We start from the raw sequence: 15,035 nt of genomic DNA, 5'->3' as shown, positions 1-15,035 counted from the left end.
AGGTGGTAAAATACCGCACAAATTTTTGTCTAGGAGAAGTTATGGCAATTCCAATTAGAACAGAACAAGAAATCGAAAAATTGCGGGAAGCCTGTAAGTTGGCATCTGATGTATTGGTGATGATAGAACCCTATGTGAAAGAGGGGGTAACCACGGGCGAATTAGATCGCATTTGCCACCAATATATGGTGGAACAACAAAAGGTGATCCCCGCTTGTTTAGGCTATCACGGTTTTCCAAAAGCCACTTGTATTTCCATTAATGAAGTGGTTTGCCACGGTATTCCAAGCGAGGGGAAAAAGCTCAAAAATGGCGATATTGTCAATATTGACGTTACCGTGATTAAAGATGGCTACTATGGCGATAATTCCAAAATGTATGTGGTGGGCGAGGCGAGTATCCGCAGCAAAAAACTCATTGACGTAACCCAAGAAGCTTTATATATCGGCTTACGCACAGTGAAACCAGGCATTCGCTTACGCGAGATCGGCAAAGCGATTCAAATTTACACCGAAGCACAAGGGTTCAGTGTGGTGAGAGAATATTGCGGACACGGCATCGGCACAGAGTTTCACAACGATCCGCAAGTGTTACATTATGCGGGCGATGACGGCGGTGTGATTTTAAAAGAAGGAATGGTGTTCACCATTGAGCCAATGATCAACGCGGGCAAACGGGAAGTACGTTTAATGGGCGACGGCTGGACGGTGAAAACCAAAGACCGCAGCCATTCCGCACAATTTGAACATCAAATTGTGGTAACCGCCAACGGTTGTGAAGTGATGACCATTCGCGAGGAAGAAGAAAAAGCAGGACGCATTCAACGTTTTATGGTGAATGTGTAATTTCCGCAACAATTTTGTTAAATGATCAATGTAGTGTAGCAACTGTATTCCGCTAAAAAGCAAAAATACAAATTCGTTAATTAAAGTGCGTGAGCGTCCCATTGCGAGTCATCGCGGACAATCGCATTTAAAATGGTGAGAAGCTTACGCATACAGGCGTTAATCGCCACTTTGAACGCCTTACCATTAGCACGTAAGCGTTCGTAAAATTGTTTGAGTTTAGGCTCAAAACGTACACAAACAAATGTTGCCATATACAGTGCATTTCGTACGGCTTTGCGACCACCTGAACAGCGGCTTTTCCATTTGGTGTTGCCACTTTCTTTAGGATGGGGTGCAACACCAACAAGTGAAGCGATTTGTTTATGTGTGTATTGACCTAACTCAGGCAACATTGACATCAAAACGGCTATTGTTTGTGTACCCAACCCTTTGATGTCTTTAAACTTTTTTATTGTATCGTCAAAATGTTTGAGATGCTGTTCGATTTCCCTATCCAGCTCATCAATACGCAGGCTGAGATAGTCGATATGCTGTTCAACACTGAATACTTGTGTGGAATGAACTTGTTCAAGGCGGTTTTTCTCCGCAAAACGCATTTCAACAAGCTGATTACGGCGTGAAACAAGGGCTTCAAGCTGTTCCTGCTCGGGAGTGGGTGGTATGTAAAGCTGCTGTGCTACATTATCACGCATTGCGAGCATTTGGGCGTAAAAAGCCAACATTTTGGCATCTTTATTGTCGGTTTTTGCTAGCGACTGCGACATCGCAAACTGATTGGTTTGTCGCGGGTTAGCAATCACCACACGAAAGCCTGTGCGGTGGAGTGCTTTAGCTAATGGGAGTTCAAGCCCACCGGTGCTTTCAAGGACAATTAAGTCCACACTGAAACGACGTAAATACTCAATGGTATGTGCAATCCCTTTCGGGTTGTTGGTTTCGGTCTTAGTTCGTTTTTGGGTAGAAAGCCCAATGACGAAATGACGTTTAGCAACATCAATACCACAATAAGTTTGTTCATTCATCATTAACCTGCCTTGCATTCGGGTTTAAGTCTGGCAACTGTTCGGTTTTTTGGTGAAATGTTATCTGCTCTCATTGCTACAACTCGGTTTGTTGCCTGGGGCGGACGCGAGATGCAGATAACGGGGTTTTGTTGCTATTTTATATTAATTTTAATATACAAGGGGCAGACCTGTGTGTCTGCCCGAATAAGTTTTCCCAAGCAGCAAGTGGAAAAATAAAAAATGGGCGAACACATAGGTTCGCCTCTACAGTTTTGTTAAATTATCAATGTAATGGTGGGGCAGACCCGCGTGTCTGCCCGAAGCTGAATAGCCCAAAAGGAACAAGCCTAAAATGTTTACCTACGCCCCCGCAACCCCACTCACCATACAATCCGTCAAACAACAAAAAGAGCAACTCAAAGCCTTTGAATTAGCTGAGTTTTCCGCTTGCTCCGTTTATGCCTTATTGGCAAATCGAACGGCATTTTATGATCAGCTAATGCAACATTTATGGCAGCATTTTGGCTTGGCGGAAGAACCCGCTTTGAGCTTGATCGCGGTGGGGGGCTATGGGCGAGGGGAAATGTTCCCACTTTCTGATCTGGATTTTCTCATTCTTGCCGAAAAAGAAATTGCGGGCGAGAGCGAACAAAAAATCAGCCAAATGGTGCAATTTTTGTGGGATTGCGGTTTCGATGTCGGACACGCAGTGCGAACCCTTTCTCAATGCGAACAAGAGGGCAAAGGCGATATTAGTATCGCCACCAATTTATTGGAAAGCCGCTATTTGTGTGGCAATCAAAAAACCTTTGAAAAACTGACCGCACTTTTAACCCACCCGAATTTCTGGCAGATTGAAGATTTTTATCACGCCAAAATGGCAGAAAAAAACGAACGCTATCAACGTTATCACAACACCAGCTATAACCTTGAACCCGATATTAAACACAGCCCAGGTGGGTTGCGGGATTTGCATTTGCTTTATTGGCTTGCGTTACGCCACACAGGGGCGAAAAATTTAGAGGACATTTTACAAACAGGCTTCATTTACCCCGAAGAATACGCCTTATTGCAAGAAAAACAGCATTTTTTATTCAAGATCCGCTTTGCTTTGCATTTAATTTTAAAGCGTTATGACAACCGATTATTATTCGATCGCCAAGTCAAAATCAGCGAGCTTTTGGGCTATCAAGGCGAGGGCAATCAACCGGTAGAACAAATGATGAAAGCTTTTTTTCAGGCGGTGCAAACCATCGCTTCGCTGACCCATTTGCTCACCAAACATTATCGCGAACATTTTATTGATAGCCTCAGCCAGCAAAGTTGCTTTGCCCTTGATGAGCATTTCCATTTGGCGAACAACGCCATTTGCTTAACCAATCCCCAATGCTTCACCCAAGCCCCTGAAAGCATCTTAACCCTGTTTTATTACCTCACCCAATATCCTACGGCGGAAATTCATTCTTCCACATTACGACAACTTAGCCGCACGTTAGAACATTTTCACGGATATTTATGCAATTTTCCTCTTGCTCGTGAAACTTTTTTACGCTTACTCCAACAACCAAATTGCGTAAAACGAGCCTTTATGCCAATGCACCAATACGGCGTGTTACGCATTTATTTGCCACAGTGGAAAGCCATTGAAGGCTTAATGCAATTTGATTTATTTCACAGCTATACCGTTGATGAACACACCCTACGCGTAATGGGAAAACTAGAGCAATTTTTATCCCCAGAGGGCGAGCAGGCTCACCCCATTTGTAGCCAACTGTTCCGCCAATCTCAAGATCACAGATTGTTGTATTTAGCCGCCTTATTTCACGATATTGCCAAAGGGCGAGGCGGCGAACACGCTGAATTAGGTGCGGAAGACATCGCACAATTTGCCACATTGCACGGCTTTTCCGAACAGGATACCGACCTAATGCAATGGCTTGTGGCACAGCATTTATTAATGTCTGTAACCGCACAACGGCGGGATATTGATGATCCGAATATCGTCTTGGAATTTGCAGCCGAAGTGAAAAACGAGCAACGCCTTGATGATTTACTCTGCTTAACGGTGGCAGACATTTGTGCTACCAACGAAACCCTATGGAATAGCTGGAAAGCCTCATTGCTCGCACGGCTTTATGCTTATACCAAACAACAACTCGAACAAGGCTTAACCCAAGGTTTAGATAACCGCCTCAAGATTGAAGAACACAAAACCCAAGCCTTAGCCTTGCTACAACGCGAATATCCCTTGCTCAGCGGTGAAGACATCATCACCTTGTGGCAGCCCATCCCTGATGAGTATTTTTTACGCAATAATGCCAAACAAATTTGCTGGCACACGCAATTACTCTCCGAAGCGGACGGCAACGCGGTGGTAAAAATCAGCAACCGTTTTTCAGCGGGAGGCACGGAAGTGTTTATTTATTGTCAGGATCAAGCCAATTTATTTAATAAAGTGGTGAGCATTATCGGCAGCAAACAGTTCAGCATTCACGACGCGCAAATCATCACCGCAGATAATGGCTACGTTTTCGACAGCTTTATCGTTACCGAACTAAACGGCTCACTGGTGCGATTTGACCGCCGCCGCGAACTCGAACAGACGCTCATTACAGGGTTAAATGCCGAAAAAATCCCGACTCTCAGTACGGTTAAAAATCACCATTTAAAACCATTCAGCGTCAAAACTGAAGTGAAGTTCCTGCACACCGACCACCCAACACACACAGAAATGGAGCTTTTCGCCTTAGATAAAGCGGGATTACTCGCTGAAGTCAGCCGAATTTTCATCACCCATGGTATCAATTTGCTCAATGCCAAAATCACCACTATCGGCGAAAAAGCAGAAGATTTCTTTATTCTCAACAAAGCTGGAAAAGCCTTATCCGCAATAGAACGGCAAATGTTGGAAGACAATCTTTTGCAACGACTATAAAAAATTGCGGTAGAAAATACCGCACAAATACCCCGTTTCTAGTGTAAATTGCCTTCGTTCCAATAAAATTTTTAGAAAAGTAACGCCGCACGAGAGCGATGCGAACATCTGTCTTACTTTTCGTTAAGAACATCTTATTGGAATGAAGAAAAGCAATTTAGTTCGGTGGACTCTTTTCTTTGCTTACTTTCTTTTGAGTAAGCAAAAGAAAGTAAGTTACCAATGGGCCCCATTATAACTACCAAAGAAAAAAGCCATTCGTTCAAATAAAGATAGCACTTAACAACAAACAAAAAATAAGTGAAGTTGCAAAATTCGGTATAGAGGTGGAGATGGGATGCACCTTCTACAGTTGACTGAATAATTTCGTCTTATAAAACTAAAAAATATTAGCTATTCGTTAAAATTTAGGGGCTGTAGTAGATTAGTAACAATGCTATACTACAAAAATGAAGATAACATATTGTAAATTAAAGCAATCCATACAGAAAAAACTGCTTGAGTTTTTTGTCGCAGAAGTTACTGCAAGAACAGCAGCAAATTTGCTAGATATTCAACCGAATACAGCCGCTTTGTTCTACCATAAAATCAGGCTTGTGATTGGCTATCATTTATCCCTTGAAGTTAACGAGATTTTTGAGGGGGAAATTGAACTAGACGAAAGCTATTTTGGTGGTCATCGAAAGGGAAAACGAGGACGAGGACGAGGAGCGGCTGGAAAAGTTGCTGTTTTTGGGTTACTAAAACGACAAGGAAAGGTATTTACTGTTGTGGTTGAAAACACCAAGAGTGAAACATTACTCCCTGTTATTAAAAGAAAAATCAAGCCTGATAGCTGGGTTTATACGGACACTTATCGCAGTTATGATGCGCTTGATGTGAGTGAATTTCACCACGAATGAATCAATCATTCCGAGCTATTTGCGGTGAAACAAAATCATATTAATGGCATTGAAAATTTTTGGAATCAGGCGAAGCGGATACTGCGAAAATATAATGGAATTAACCGAAAAAACTTTCCTTTATTCTTGAAGGAATGTGAATTTCGGTTTAACTTTGGGACACCAAAAGAGCAGTTAAAAATATTGCGAAAATGGTGTGAAATTTAGGGCTAATCTACTACAGCCCCAAAATTTATGATAAATAATGAAAAAGTGCGGTCTTTTCTAACCCTATTTTTCAAATTTTCCAATATGACAGTAACAATGAACATCACACCGTTAAGAGCCATTTTTCAGCACCGCACTTTTTGTTTTCCTATTTTTATCGGGGATATTTAGGGCGTATGGCAACGCCCTTATATCTTCCAGTGGAATTAGGCGTTTTTCATTGCTGCGAAAGCGTTATCTGCTGCTTGTAAGGTGCGTTCAATATCTTCTTTACTGTGAGCGAGGGACATAAAGCCTGCTTCATAGGCGGAAGGGGCGAGGTAAACGCCTTGCTCGAGCATTTTATGGAAAAATTGTTTGAATTTTTCTGCGTCGCATTGCATCACTTGTTGGTATGAGCTGACTTCCGTTTGATCGGTAAAGAAGATCCCAAACATCCCGCCTACATAATTCACCACAAAAGGAATGCCGTGTTTATCGGCGAGGGCTTTTAAGCCCTGTGCTAATTTTTCGGTGAGTTGTGCGAGGCGTTGTTCATTGCCCGCTTTTTTCAATTCGGTTAAGCAAGCTAAGCCCGCTGCCATTGCAATAGGGTTGCCAGAGAGCGTTCCTGCTTGGTAAACGGGGCCAGTTGGGGCGATGTATTGCATAATTTCTTTTTTCCCGCCAAATGCACCTACAGGCATTCCGCCGCCAATAACTTTCCCTAGCGTGGTTAAATCTGGGGTTACGCCATAATATTGTTGCGCCCCGCCTAAGGCAACGCGGAAGCCTGTCATTACTTCGTCAATGATGAGCAATGTGCCATATTGATCGCAAAGCTCGCGGAGCTGTTGTAAAAATCCTGCTTTGGGTGGGATACAGTTCATATTGCCCGCGACGGGTTCAATGATTACGCAAGCGATGTCTTGAGGATATTGCTCAAAGGCGTGTTTGACGGAGGCGATGCTGTTGTATTCGCAAGTGAGGGTGTGTTTGGCAAAATCGGCAGGAACGCCTGGTGAGCTTGGTTGCCCGAGTGTGAGTGCACCTGATCCCGCTTTAACCAGTAGGCTGTCGGAATGCCCGTGATAGCAACCTTCAAATTTGATAATTTTGTCGCGTTGGGTGTAACCGCGTGCTAAGCGAATGGCGGACATTGTGGCTTCTGTACCAGAACTCACCATTCTTACCATTTCAATGGAAGGAACGAGCTGGCAAACCAGTTCGGCTAAGTCGATTTCTAAAGGGGTAGGCGCACCAAAGCTCAGCCCTTTTTCGGCAGTTTTTTGCACCGCACTTAGGATCGCTGGGTGGTTATGCCCTAAGATCATCGGCCCCCACGAGCCGACATAGTCAATATATTGCTTGCCATCGGTATCAAAAATATATGCCCCTTGGGCCTTATCAATAAAAACGGGCGTTCCGCCCACACCATTGAATGCTCTAACAGGAGAGTTTACGCCGCCCGGAATGACTTTCTGAGCATTAGCAAATAAAGTTTCAGATTGGTTCATTAATTCACCTTCCATTCTTGTTGAAATAATAAATTGACGGGGCATTGTACTGTAAAACGATGTAAAAGAATAAAAATATTTATCTCCGCCTTTTTCTTTGTGATATGCTTTGTCAATATGTTTATTACTATGACATTTTATTATGTGGCTCAGTTTTACATTAACCTTTCTCAGCACATTAGCAACTCTGTTTGTGATGCGTCCTATTGCACAAAAGATCGGTTTAGTTGATAAGCCTAATCATCGTAAACGCCACCAAGGGGCGATCCCATTAATTGGCGGCATTTCGTTATTTGTTGGAAATCTGATTTTTTATTTTTTAGAGTGGGATCAACTGTGTCTTCCCGCGCTTTATTTATTCAGCATTTTTGTTCTGCTCGTCATCGGTGTATTAGATGATCGCTTTGATATTAGCCCTTTTTTACGAGCGGGTATTCAGGCGTTTCTTGCGATTTTAATGATTGATATGGGTAATATTTATCTCGATCATCTCGGGCAAATTCTTGGGCCTTTTCAACTAACTCTAGGCTCGATTGGCTTGATTATTACTGTATTTGCCACGATTGCCGTGATTAATGCCTTTAATATGATAGATGGTATTGATGGTCTGCTCGGTGGGTTATCCAGTGTGGCGTTTGCCGCAATCGGGATTTTGCTCGTAATGGATAATCAGATGGATCTTGCCTATTGGAGCTTCGCATTAATTATTGCTTTGCTCCCTTATATGCTATTAAATTTAGGCATTCCTTTTGGCACACGGTTCAAAGTGTTTATGGGGGACGCGGGCAGTACGCTCATTGGCTTCACGATCATTTGGATTTTACTGCTTAGCACGCAAGGCAAAGGACACCCAATGAACCCCATTACGGCACTATGGATCATTGCCATACCTGTGATGGATATGATCGCCATTATTTACCGCCGTTTACGCAAAGGCAAAAGCCCGTTCAGCCCCGATCGCTTACATATTCATCATTTAATGGTGAGAGCGGGATTAAGTTCAAGACAAGCTTTTTTGCTCATTACATTCATTGCTGCACTTTGTGCTGGTTTTGGCATTCTCGGCGAAATTTATTACATCAATGAATGGATAATGTTTCTTGGCTTTATCATTTTATTTTTCATTTATTCATTTTCCATCGCTAGAGCCTGGCGAATTACCCGCTGGGTGCGTAGAATGAAACGTCGCCAACGTCGTTTATCATAAATATTTAAGGAGAATTACTGGCGTGAAACAGTCGATTAAAAAATATTCTATTGTTATTTTGATTACTTTCATCTTTATTGTAGTTGGATATGGAGTCAGCTTACTTGAAAAAACACAATGGAAATCAGAGGCACAAATCTTTCAGCCTACAACAAATGAATTGGGGAATTACTACGCATTAGCTTCAATGTATCAATTTATTCAAGGAAAAGTACTCTCAGAAGAACATTTGACCCAAAAAGTGTATGAGGAATTTAAACGTCAGCTTACCTCATATGACAATATTCGACGGTTTTGGCAACAAACGCCTTATTATAAACAAAAAGAAACGGGAAATATCCAAGCAGATCGGATATTACTTGAGGAATTAGTAAAAACAGTGAAATTTTCAACCGCACGTAGGGGAACAGCGGATAGCCTGACATTGCAATTAGATAACCCAAAGCAAGCATTCGAGATGCTTAATGCTTTTATCGCATATACTAATCTTTCTGCTCGGCAAGTTATTTATAGTGAACTTATTGGCGAATGGAAAACTTTGTTTAATCAAGTTGATAGTGCAGCACAACTAAATTTAGGAAGCCTTTTACAAGGAGATGCAATTGGCACGCAAGATTGGCAAGGAAAGCTTAAAATGATGAGGGCAGTAAGTCCACTTGATAATAATTTAATTGCCTATCGTTATCTAAAAACCCCTAGCCAGCCACTACAGTCTGAACCTTTTTCTTTGTTCTGGATTTTTATTGGGGGATTAGTAGGGATTTTAGTTGGTATAATCACTGTGAAGGTGATAGAGAATAGAAAAAGGAAGTTTAAATAAGGGCAATAAATATCAATTTGAGAAAAGTTTGTTGTAAAATATACTCAATAAGTATTCACTTTATAATCAAATTGAGCAAAAAATTATCTTGTAATAAAAAAATTAAAAAAAATACTAGACAAGCTATTTTGAAACTCTTAATATACGCCCCGCAACGACGCAATGAGATTTAAAAAAAAAGGCGTTCGTAGCTCAGTTGGATAGAGCGTTGGCCTCCGGAGTCAAAGGTCGCAGGTTCAAATCCTGTCGAGCGCGTCAAGTCAATGCGTATCTAAACAATGGTGGCTATAGCTCAGTTGGTAGAGCCCCGGATTGTGATTCCGGTTGTCGTGGGTTCAAGTCCCATTAGCCACCCCAATTTATCGGCGAGTAGCGCAGCTTGGTAGCGCAACTGGTTTGGGACCAGTGGGTCGTAGGTTCAAATCCTATCTCGCCGACCAATTTTTTTGCTCTTTAACAATCAATCAGACAATCTGTGTGGGCACTTGTTGAATTCTGAAAAAATTAAAGATTTATAAACAATGAGTGCGTAACTGAAATTCATCGTGATTTTAAATGAAATCACAGAGCTTTGTTAGTGTACGAATTGAGAAAGATTAAACTGAAGAGTTTGATCATGGCTCAGATTGAACGCTGGCGGCAGGCTTAACACATGCAAGTCGAACGGTAACGGGTTGAAAGCTTGCTTTCAATGCTGACGAGTGGCGGACGGGTGAGTAATGCTTGGGAATCTGGCTTATGGAGGGGGATAACCATTGGAAACGATGGCTAATACCGCATAGAATCGGAAGATTAAAGGGTGGGACTTTTTGCCACCTGCCATAAGATGAGCCCAAGTGGGATTAGGTAGTTGGTGAGGTGAAGGCTCACCAAGCCTGCGATCTCTAGCTGGTCTGAGAGGATGGCCAGCCACACTGGGACTGAGACACGGCCCAGACTCCTACGGGAGGCAGCAGTGGGGAATATTGCGCAATGGGGGGAACCCTGACGCAGCCATGCCGCGTGAATGAAGAAGGCCTTCGGGTTGTAAAGTTCTTTCGGTGGTGAGGAAGGTTGGTGTGTTAATAGCACACTGATTTGACGTTAGCCACAGAAGAAGCACCGGCTAACTCCGTGCCAGCAGCCGCGGTAATACGGAGGGTGCGAGCGTTAATCGGAATAACTGGGCTTAAAGGGCACGCAGGCGGTAAATTAAGTGAGATGTGAAATCCCCGAGCTTAACTTAGGAATTGCATTTCAGACTGGTTTACTAGAGTACTTTAGGGAGGGGTAGAATTCCACGTGTAGCGGTGAAATGCGTAGAGATGTGGAGGAATACCGAAGGCGAAGGCAGCCCCTTGGGAAGCTACTGACGCTCATGTGCGAAAGCGTGGGGAGCAAACAGGATTAGATACCCTGGTAGTCCACGCTGTAAACGCTGTCGATTTGGGGATTGGGCTTTAGGCTTGGTGCCCGTAGCTAACGTGATAAATCGACCGCCTGGGGAGTACGGCCGCAAGGTTAAAACTCAAATGAATTGACGGGGGCCCGCACAAGCGGTGGAGCATGTGGTTTAATTCGATGCAACGCGAAGAACCTTACCTACTCTTGACATCCTAAGAATCCTGTAGAGATACGGGAGTGCCTTCGGGAGCTTAGAGACAGGTGCTGCATGGCTGTCGTCAGCTCGTGTTGTGAAATGTTGGGTTAAGTCCCGCAACGAGCGCAACCCTTATCCTTTGTTGCCAGCACTTCGGGTGGGAACTCAAAGGAGACTGCCAGTGATAAACTGGAGGAAGGTGGGGATGACGTCAAGTCATCATGGCCCTTACGAGTAGGGCTACACACGTGCTACAATGGTGCATACAGAGGGAAGCGAGCCTGCGAGGGGGAGCGAATCTCAGAAAGTGCATCTAAGTCCGGATTGGAGTCTGCAACTCGACTCCATGAAGTCGGAATCGCTAGTAATCGCAAATCAGAATGTTGCGGTGAATACGTTCCCGGGCCTTGTACACACCGCCCGTCACACCATGGGAGTGGGTTGTACCAGAAGTAGATAGCTTAACCTTCGGGAGGGCGTTTACCACGGTATGATTCATGACTGGGGTGAAGTCGTAACAAGGTAACCGTAGGGGAACCTGCGGTTGGATCACCTCCTTACCAAATAGAATAGATGAGTGCTCACACAGATTGTCGTGATGGTTGTTAGACAATAAGAAGCAAAGAAAGGAATAGTGATGGTGTTGAAGAAACTAGCGATATGAGAAAATGGCTTAAAATCACACCGCACGTTAATAAAGCAGAGAGACGCTTTCTATGTTGTCCCCTTCGTCTAGAGGCCTAGGACATCGCCCTTTCACGGCGGTAACAGGGGTTCGAATCCCCTAGGGGACGCCATAGAAAGCGAATTTTTCGCGATTTGCTCTTTAACAATGTAAAAACAAGCTGAAAACTGAAGAGACTTTCAAGCTAATGAGGGAGTGGTGAGAGTAATAGAACTGCTTTCTGATTAAATTGAAAAAGTCTGAGTAAAAAGACTTACTTGAACAAAAGCAAGTAAGCGTTCTCAACGAGAGAACAACTTCGGGGAAAAATCCTTGAGGTTGTATAGTTAAGTGAGAAAGCGTACAGGGCGGATGCCTTGGCAATCAGAGGCGAAGAAGGACGTGCTAATCTGCGAAAAGCGTGGGTGAGTTGATAAGAAGCGTTTAACCCACGATGTCCGAATGGGGAAACCCGATAGGCGAAGAGCCTATCATTGCGAGGTGAATAAAATAGCCTCGTAAGGCGAACCGGGAGAACTGAAACATCTAAGTACCCCGAGGAAAAGAAATCAACCGAGATTCTGTGAGTAGCGGCGAGCGAAAGCGGAGGAGCCAGTAAGTAATAGCAGCAGAGATAGAGGAATTGTCTGGGAAGGCAAGCGACACAGGGTGATAGCCCCGTACTTAAAATCCAGGCTGTGGTACTAAGCTTACGAGAAGTAGGGCGGGACACGAGGAATCCTGTCTGAAGATGGGGGGACCATCCTCCAAGGCTAAATACTCCTGATTGACCGATAGTGAACCAGTACTGTGAAGGAAAGGCGAAAAGAACCCCGGTGAGGGGAGTGAAATAGAACCTGAAACCCTGTACGTACAAGCAGTGGGAGCCCGCAAGGGTGACTGCGTACCTTTTGTATAATGGGTCAGCGACTTATATTTTGTAGCGAGGTTAACTGAATAAGGGAGCCGAAGGGAAACCGAGTCTTAACTGGGCGTTGAGTTGCAAGGTATAGACCCGAAACCCGGTGATCTAGCCATGGGCAGGTTGAAGGTTGGGTAACACTAACTGGAGGACCGAACCGACTAATGTTGAAAAATTAGCGGATGACTTGTGGCTGGGGGTGAAAGGCCAATCAAACCGGGAGATAGCTGGTTCTCCCCGAAATCTATTTAGGTAGAGCCTTGTGTGAATACCTTTGGGGGTAGAGCACTGTTTCGGCTAGGGGCCCATCCTGGGTTACCAAACCGATGCAAACTCCGAATACCAAAGAGTAATGCACAGGAGACACACGGCGGGTGCTAACGTCCGTCGTGGAGAGGGAAACAACCCAGACCGCCAGCTAAGGTCCCAAAATCTATATTAAGTGGGAAACGAAGTGGGAAGGCTTAGACAGCTAGGATGTTGGCTTAGAAGCAGCCACCATTTAAAGAAAGCGTAATAGCTCACTAGTCGAGTCGGCCTGCACGGAAGATGTAACGGGGCTAAAATATAGTACCGAAGCTGCGGCATCAGGCGTATCACTAATACGCCTTAACGATTAACCACTTGCGAAGCAAGTGGGTAAAGCGAAAAACACGTTGAGTGTAATGGCAAAGAATCGAAGAGGGATATTAGTGATACGTCTGTTGGGTAGGGGAGCGTTGTGTAAGCGGAAGAAGGTGGTTCGAGAGGATTGCTGGACGTATCACAAGTGCGAATGCTGACATAAGTAACGATAAAACGGGTGAAAAACCCGTTCGCCGGAAGACCAAGGGTTCCTGTCCAACGTTAATCGGGGCAGGGTGAGTCGGCCCCTAAGGCGAGGCTGAAAAGCGTAGTCGATGGGAAACGGGTTAATATTCCCGTACTTGGTAAAGTTGCGATGTGGGGACGGAGAAGGTTAGGTTATCGACCTGTTGGAAATGGTCGTTTAAGTTGGTAGGTGGGTGAGTTAGGCAAATCCGGCTCACCGTTAACACTGAGAGATGATGACGAGGCACTAAGGTGCTGAAGTAACTGATACCACACTTCCAGGAAAAGCCACTAAGCTTCAGGCTTTACTAAACCGTACTGAAAACCGACACAGGTGGTCAGGTAGAGAATACTCAGGTGCTTGAGAGAACTCGGGTGAAGGAACTAGGCAAAATAGCACCGTAACTTCGGGAGAAGGTGCGCCGGCGTAGATTGTAGTGACTTGCTCACGAAGGTTGAACCGGTCGAAGATACCAGCTGGCTGCAACTGTTTATTAAAAACACAGCACTCTGCAAACACGAAAGTGGACGTATAGGGTGTGATGCCTGCCCGGTGCTGGAAGGTTAATTGATGGTGTAATCGAAAGAGAAGCTCCAGATCGAAGCCCCAGTAAACGGCGGCCGTAACTATAACGGTCCTAAGGTAGCGAAATTCCTTGTCGGGTAAGTTCCGACCTGCACGAATGGCATAATGATGGCCAGGCTGTCTCCACCCGAGACTCAGTGAAATTGAAATCGCCGTGAAGATGCGGTGTACCCGCGGCTAGACGGAAAGACCCCGTGAACCTTTACTATAGCTTGACACTGAACCTTGAATTTTGATGTGTAGGATAGGTGGGAGACTGTGAAGCGGTAACGCCAGTTATCGTGGAGTCGTTGTTGAAATACCACCCTTTAACGTTTGATGTTCTAACGAAGTGCCTGAAACGGGTACTCGGACAGTGTCTGGTGGGTAGTTTGACTGGGGCGGTCTCCTCCCAAAGAGTAACGGAGGAGCACGAAGGTTTGCTAATGACGGTCGGACATCGTCAGGTTAGTGCAATGGTATAAGCAAGCTTAACTGCGAGACAGACAAGTCGAGCAGGTGCGAAAGCAGGTCATAGTGATCCGGTGGTTCTGAATGGAAGGGCCATCGCTCAACGGATAAAAGGTACTCCGGGGATAACAGGCTGATACCGCCCAAGAGTTCATATCGACGGCGGTGTTTGGCACCTCGATGTCGGCTCATCACATCCTGGGGCTGAAGTAGGTCCCAAGGGTATGGCTGTTCGCCATTTAAAGTGGTACGCGAGCTGGGTTTAGAACGTCGTGAGACAGTTCGGTCCCTATCTGCCGTGGGCGTTGGAGAATTGAGAGGGGCTGCTCCTAGTACGAGAGGACCGGAGTGGACGCATCACTGGTGTACCAGTTGTCTCGCCAGAGGCACTGCTGGGTAGCTAAATGCGGAAGAGATAAGTGCTGAAAGCATCTAAGCACGAAACTTGCCTCAAGATGAGTTCTCCCTGACTTAAAGTCAGTAAGGGTTGTTGGAGACGACGACGTAGATAGGCTGGGTGTGTAAGCGGTGTGAGCCGTTGAGCTAACCAGTACTAATTGCCCGAGAGGCTTAACTATACAACGCTCAAGGGTTTTGGCTTGTTT

At 44.8% G+C, this 15,035-nt stretch carries 7 protein-coding genes, 4 tRNA genes, 2 rRNA genes and 1 pseudogene; 12 read left to right on the top strand and 2 right to left on the bottom strand.

Annotated elements, in window-relative coordinates; translation table 11 throughout:
- The first annotated feature begins 41 nt into the window (after positions 1-41).
- Positions 42-845, top strand: a complete 804-nt coding sequence (map, locus tag DXZ23_RS07235; RefSeq protein WP_017806114.1) for a type I methionyl aminopeptidase — start codon at positions 42-44, stop codon at positions 843-845.
- Between the two features lie 80 nt (positions 846-925).
- On the opposite strand, the gene DXZ23_RS07230 is transcribed toward map, so the two are convergent.
- Positions 926-1,873, bottom strand: coding sequence for an IS110 family transposase (locus tag DXZ23_RS07230; protein ID WP_017805811.1), 948 nt, complete (start codon positions 1,871-1,873; stop codon positions 926-928).
- A gap of 331 nt (positions 1,874-2,204) precedes the next feature.
- On the opposite strand from DXZ23_RS07230, the gene glnD reads away from it, so the two are divergent.
- From glnD to DXZ23_RS15420, 3 genes and pseudogenes are all read left to right on the top strand, one after another.
- On the top strand, positions 2,205-4,787 hold the full coding sequence (gene glnD, locus DXZ23_RS07225) for a bifunctional uridylyltransferase/uridylyl-removing protein GlnD (RefSeq protein ID WP_017806115.1): 2,583 nt from the start codon (positions 2,205-2,207) through the stop codon (positions 4,785-4,787).
- 449 nt (positions 4,788-5,236) lie between these two features.
- Positions 5,237-5,896, top strand: a pseudogene (locus tag DXZ23_RS07220) (IS1595 family transposase).
- Positions 5,897-5,923: 27 nt separating this feature from the next.
- Entirely contained in the window at positions 5,924-6,067 is a 144-nt protein-coding gene (locus DXZ23_RS15420; RefSeq protein ID WP_165381641.1) for a hypothetical protein, read from the top strand.
- Between the two features lie 35 nt (positions 6,068-6,102).
- Here the strand turns inward: DXZ23_RS15420 and hemL are convergent, their stop codons facing one another.
- Positions 6,103-7,392, bottom strand: coding sequence for a glutamate-1-semialdehyde 2,1-aminomutase (gene hemL / locus DXZ23_RS07215; protein WP_017806117.1), 1,290 nt, complete (start codon positions 7,390-7,392; stop codon positions 6,103-6,105).
- Positions 7,393-7,534: 142 nt separating this feature from the next.
- On the opposite strand from hemL, the gene wecA reads away from it, so the two are divergent.
- From wecA to DXZ23_RS07175, 8 genes are all read left to right on the top strand, one after another.
- On the top strand, positions 7,535-8,599 hold the full coding sequence (gene wecA, locus DXZ23_RS07210; RefSeq protein ID WP_017806118.1) for a UDP-N-acetylglucosamine--undecaprenyl-phosphate N-acetylglucosaminephosphotransferase: 1,065 nt from the start codon (positions 7,535-7,537) through the stop codon (positions 8,597-8,599).
- A 22-nt stretch (positions 8,600-8,621) separates the two neighbouring features.
- Complete coding sequence (locus tag DXZ23_RS07205) at positions 8,622-9,419, top strand: Wzz/FepE/Etk N-terminal domain-containing protein (protein ID WP_017806119.1); 798 nt, start codon at positions 8,622-8,624, stop codon at positions 9,417-9,419.
- Positions 9,420-9,600: 181 nt separating this feature from the next.
- Positions 9,601-9,674, top strand: a tRNA-Arg gene (locus DXZ23_RS07200).
- 26 nt (positions 9,675-9,700) lie between these two features.
- Positions 9,701-9,776, top strand: a tRNA-His gene (locus tag DXZ23_RS07195).
- 6 nt (positions 9,777-9,782) lie between these two features.
- A tRNA-Pro gene (locus DXZ23_RS07190) sits at positions 9,783-9,859 on the top strand.
- A 158-nt stretch (positions 9,860-10,017) separates the two neighbouring features.
- Positions 10,018-11,558, top strand: a 16S ribosomal RNA gene (locus tag DXZ23_RS07185).
- 161 nt (positions 11,559-11,719) lie between these two features.
- A tRNA-Glu gene (locus DXZ23_RS07180) sits at positions 11,720-11,795 on the top strand.
- A gap of 212 nt (positions 11,796-12,007) precedes the next feature.
- Positions 12,008-15,008: ribosomal RNA gene (locus DXZ23_RS07175) — 23S ribosomal RNA — on the top strand.
- Together the 16S and 23S rRNA genes with 4 tRNA genes alongside form the textbook arrangement of a ribosomal RNA operon.
- Positions 15,009-15,035 lie beyond the last annotated feature (27 nt).

The sequence above is a fragment of the Avibacterium paragallinarum genome (assembly GCF_900450705.1).
GTDB classification, from domain to species: Bacteria; Pseudomonadota; Gammaproteobacteria; order Enterobacterales; family Pasteurellaceae; genus Avibacterium; species Avibacterium paragallinarum.
The sequence above is the reverse complement of the archived record's forward strand: the minus strand, read 5'-3'. Positions and strand labels throughout refer to the sequence as shown.

Coding starts and splice junctions, on each gene's coding strand:
- map (WP_017806114.1), top strand. CDS start 42: ATGGCAATTCCAATTAGAACAGAACAAGAAATCGAAAAATTGCGGGAA.
- DXZ23_RS07230 (WP_017805811.1), bottom strand. CDS start 1,873: ATGATGAATGAACAAACTTATTGTGGTATTGATGTTGCTAAACGTCAT.
- glnD (WP_017806115.1), top strand. CDS start 2,205: ATGTTTACCTACGCCCCCGCAACCCCACTCACCATACAATCCGTCAAA.
- DXZ23_RS15420 (WP_165381641.1), top strand. CDS start 5,924: ATGATAAATAATGAAAAAGTGCGGTCTTTTCTAACCCTATTTTTCAAA.
- hemL (WP_017806117.1), bottom strand. CDS start 7,392: ATGAACCAATCTGAAACTTTATTTGCTAATGCTCAGAAAGTCATTCCG.
- wecA (WP_017806118.1), top strand. CDS start 7,535: ATGTGGCTCAGTTTTACATTAACCTTTCTCAGCACATTAGCAACTCTG.